Source organism: Lutibacter sp. (assembly GCF_041562875.1).
Lineage (GTDB): Bacteria > Bacteroidota > Bacteroidia > Flavobacteriales > Flavobacteriaceae > Lutibacter.
On sequence record NZ_JBFFOE010000148.1, the window covers coordinates 1 to 4,635 of the forward strand.

Annotated in this window: 2 protein-coding genes; both read right to left on the minus strand. The window is 33.5% G+C overall.

Annotation, left to right across the window (positions count from 1 at the left end):
• Positions 1 to 4,026, minus strand: a 4,026-nt coding sequence (locus ABY863_RS12890; protein WP_372795481.1) for a LamG-like jellyroll fold domain-containing protein, incomplete at its 3' end; no start/stop codon positions are given.
• 455 nt (positions 4,027 to 4,481) lie between these two features.
• On the minus strand, positions 4,482 to 4,635 hold a 154-nt coding region (locus ABY863_RS12895; protein WP_372795326.1), incomplete at its 5' end, for a type IX secretion system membrane protein PorP/SprF.

The window sequence follows — 4,635 nt, forward strand, 5'->3', positions numbered from 1 at the left end:
AGAACATTCAAAAGCAGTTCTGTCTAAACTCATAGTAGCAATACTACAATTGTCAAAACTTCCATTGTTTATATCATTTACATCAATAAATGCTTCGCCTCTGCTATTCAATTCAACCGTTACATTTTGTGTAATTACAACAGGTGCAACAGTGTCTTCAATAGTCACTACTGTAGTAGCTGTTCCTACATTTCCATGAATATCAGTTACCAATAAAGTAACAGTGTTCTCACCAACATTACTACAATCAAAGGTGTCAACATCCAACGCATAGCTTTCAATACCACAAGCATCTGTACTTCCGTTTTCTATATCTTCTGCTGTAATGGTTATTGTACTTCCTTCTTCATCTAACTGTAAGGTAAATGGTGCTACTGTAACAACATTTGGAGCTACATTGTCTTCAACCGTAACTATTGCTGTTGAAGAATCACTATTCCCATAAATATCTGTTACTGTTAAGGTAACGGTGTTTTCTCCTACATTGCTACAATCAAAGGTGTAAACATCCAACGCGTAACTATCAATCTCACAATTATCTGTTGAAACATTGTCTATTTGTGCAGGTGTAATTGTTGCCAATCCATCTGCATTTAATTGTACTGTAATGCTTTGTGTTAATACTGTAGGAGCTTCTGTATCATTAACTGTAACAGTTTGTAAGCAAGTAGCTACATTTCCTGAAGCATCAGTTGCTGTCCAAATAACTGTTGTTTCTCCAACAGGATATATAGTTGATGCACTAAAATTATTTGTGAAATTATTAGTTAAATTTATTGCACTTATAGGATATGGTGAAGCAACCCAAGCAGCGTTCACATCCATATTTGTAAGTGTACCATTATTACTTGAAACCACATCGGTTAAAATAGCACTTCCTGTTCCGTCTTCAAAATTATAATAAGCAACTAAATTAGCCTCAGTTCCTAATAAACGTTGACTCATATTAGAAGTAATTTGCGCTTCGGTTAAACTAGTATTCCATATCTGAATTTCATCTATTTGACCATCAAATACTTCACTTCCTCCATCCCATTGAGAACCTACCACAAAATTATGAGGCCAAGTACCATTTACACCTGGTGAAGGAATAGCACTTCCTTTTGAAGCTATCAAAATACCATCAATATATAATTCTGTATCGTTCGTTTTTCTAACTACTGTATAATGATGCCATTGATTATCTGTTGGAAAAGCAACACCTGTATCTTCCCAAGAATCACCTAATCTAATAATACCAGTATTACTATATCCTAAATATAAACTTCGTCCTTGTGCAAATATATTTCTAAATTCACTTGGATGGTCATTAGCTTCTTTTGCCCAAACGGATATGGTGTATTCACCTGTTACTGGAACTACATCATTTGGTCCATTAACATAATCATTAGATCCATCAAAAGCTAATGAAGTTGAACCAGAAATTGAACAGTTATCACTTACAATTGGTTGTGGTACAGTTACATTTGCTCCACATACTCCAAGATCATTATTTATTGAAATATTTTCAGCGCAAATAATGGTAGGAGCACTATTATCTTCAACAGTAACAATTGCTGTTGCTGTATTGCTATTTCCATTTACATCGGTTACTGTTAAAGTAACTGTGTTATCTCCCGTATCTTCACAAGAGAAATTTGTAATATCTAAACTATAAGTTGCTATACTACAATTGTCAGTGGATGAATTGTCTATTTGTGCTGGTGTAATTGTTGCCAATCCTTCTTCATCTAATTGTACTGTAATATCTTGTGTTAGTACTGTTGGTAAAATGTTATCTTCTACCGTAATAATAGCCGTTGCAGTATTGCTATTTCCATTTTCATCTGTAACGGTTAAGGTTACTGTAACACCAGAGGAAGCATTAGATAAAGAATCATAAGTCATCATTGCATTTACAACAACTGGACCAGGAATACCTGTAGGACCAACCAATGTAGCTTCACCGGTAAGTAAATTTATTTCATAAATATTACCTCTAGCTGGCATTTGGCCACCTCCTCCATACAATTTTCCGTTGGAATCAAAATTAATACTTCCTAAACTTACACCACAAGAACCAACTATAGTCGCTTCTCCCGTGGAGAGATTTATAGTGTATAATTCTGTTAAGCCACCTCCACCTCTAACACCATACATTGTACCTGTGTTTGTATTGTAAGCAAATCCATTCATCCATAATCCATTACCATCATGTGACCCAATAGGTGTCATTTCGGCCGTATCCATATTTATAACAAGTAATTCACCTGATATAATACCTGAACCATAAAGAACCCCGTTTACAAATTCTAAAGCTGCAGGAACATCATTTGTATTAAATGAATTTATCATTCCTCCTGTTTCAGGGTTAAATTCAAAGAATTCATAGCAGCCATTTGGTGACTGTGCAAATGCTCTTCCTGAAATTGGATCATATGCAATAGCATTTACGCCTGAATTACAACCTCCATTTATAGTACCTATTATAGTAGCCTCACCAGTAGTTATATTTAAATCGTAATAATTTCCATTATTATCTGCTGCTCTAATAATACCTGATGTGTTTCCAACATCAGCGCAATTAAACGAAGTTTTATCTAAACTTAAAACTAAATCTATTGGAGAGGTACAATTATCTGTTGAACCATTGTTTATTTGAGCTGGAGTAATTGTTGCATTTCCATTTGCATCTAATTGTACTGTAATATCTTGTGTTAGTACTGTAGGTGCAATAGCATCTACCAATGTTACATTAAAAGAAGTACTGTTTGTATTTCCATTCACATCATTTACAGAAAGTGTAATTGCTTGCACTGTACCGTTACCACTAATTACAGTTCCAGCTAATGGAGATTGTGTTACCATTTCAGTTCCACAATTATCAGCAGCAGTAGTTAACCCTGTATAATCTGGAATTGTAAAACTACACATTGCATCTACATTTTCATTTTGATCTGACACCGCTGTTAATGTTGGTGCTAAAGTATCTACAACTGTAACAGATGCAGTACATGTATCTGTGTTTCCTGCAGGATCTGTAACTGTAAGTGTTACTTGATTAGGTATTATCTCTGAAGCATTTACTTTAAAAACATAATCCCAATTTATATCATTACTCCCTCTTCCACCAGCATAAGGGTTACTAATGTCTAAATTTAACCAACCAATATTTTGAGCTGTTGTAAAGTAAATTCTCCAAGTGTATTTTTGGCCAGAAATTATTGGAACTGCATTAAATTGATAATTATAAAATGCTTGAGAACCTGAAATACCTTGATTCGTATTTGTTGCCGTTGCTATTAAATTAGCGGTTCCTTCCCCTTCATACAATTCTAAATTAATAATTGTATTTTGTGACGTATTTGGAAAACCGTGTCTCACATCAATACTATTTATGTGTCCTGTAAAAGGCGCAGTAAAAGATTGCCACTGTGTTGGCCCTCCAGCACCAGCATTTATGCTTAATTGTTGCACCGCAACTACAGGTGGTAACGTTACACCTGCAATGCTTGAACAGTCAAACGTGTTTTTATCAATACTATAAGATACGACTCCTATATTAGGATTATTACCTCCATAAACATCAGTTGCAGCAATTGTTGCATTTCCATTTCCATCTAATGGCACTGTTATGTCCTTACAAATACTATACGCATTTACGGTATAAACATTTGTCCAATAATCCCATACATGACCAGTACTTGTCATATAAAATATTCCGGCATAACCTCTACCATTCATATCCCCAATACCCGCTAAATACGCATGTAAATCTGTAATTTCATTTAAACCTGTATCATATATAAAAGGACTTCCACCTAAATTAGGTATGGTATTTCTAATTGAAATAGACATGCCCGCAGGCGCGATAATGTGAATAGGCTGAGGTAAATCATATTGCATACCTGAACCTGAGACTTGAATAGTATGTGCCCATTGCACTCTTGTGCCATCGGCAGCAAGGTTTGTTTGTGCAACAATAGCAGTTGATGTAACAATACCTAGTGTGAAGTACATCAATAAAATAAGTAATTTTTTTACCATTTGTTTTTAGTTAATGTTAATAATTATATTTAAAAATAGGGTTACACTCTAAAAAAAGTGTAAGTAATACTCTTTTATTATTTAATTGAAGGGATTTGTACGCTGAGGGGTTGCGTATTGTTCTTTATAGCAGAAAAATAAATGTGCTATTTAACCTAGTATCATAACTATAGGGACATGGTTTATTACAATTTAAATAGTTTAGTTAATTGTGCGAATATAAATAAAATTATGACATTTGTCATATTTTTATTTATAGTATTATAAAATATCCCCTAAGCAACTTTTGTTTATTAACAAATTGTTAATTTTAACAAACTGTAAACCAGTAAATTGTAATTTGTTTTAATAATTATATCCAACAAGTTTATATTAGCTGAGTTTAAAACTTAAAATAAAAAGAGCAACGATTTTAAAATCGTTGCTCTTTTATTTATGTGATTGCTATTATTTCACTACCAAAATAGTGGTGTTCTCTTTTTTGAAGCGTATTTTCCATTCACTCCTAAATCAAATACCAAGCTAATTTCATGTGAACCGTTGTTATAGTTATTCAAATTATTGGTTAAACTATCATACGAATATCCTACTTTAAAATAATCATTTACG